Genomic DNA, 223 nt, shown 5'->3' with positions numbered 1-223 from the left:
GCCTTTACTTGCCGGTAATACAATGGCAGCTGAGGCGGCCACTAAGTCCCCTTCGGCATCCGTGTCATTATCAACCAAACTAAAGTTAACGGCGGTGTCTTCATCCGTTGTAGCACTGTCGTCCATGGCTATTGGTGCATCGGCAACCGCTGCTATCGTTAGTGTCACGGTATGCAGCGCCGATAATGCCCCGTCGTTGTCACGTACTTGGAAGGTAAAGCTG

General features: G+C 52.5%; 1 protein-coding gene. It reads right to left on the bottom strand.

Going from position 1 to position 223, the window contains the following annotated elements:
- Nucleotides 1-223: Ig-like domain-containing protein (locus tag CWB85_RS22550; RefSeq protein ID WP_171039058.1), on the bottom strand; the 223-nt coding region annotated here is incomplete at both ends.

Origin of the sequence: Pseudoalteromonas sp. S1727, from assembly GCF_005886375.1 — a bacterium.
GTDB classification, from domain to species: domain Bacteria; phylum Pseudomonadota; class Gammaproteobacteria; order Enterobacterales; family Alteromonadaceae; genus Pseudoalteromonas; species Pseudoalteromonas haloplanktis.
Note: the sequence above shows the minus strand (reverse complement) of the source record. Positions and strands in the feature narration are given on the sequence as shown.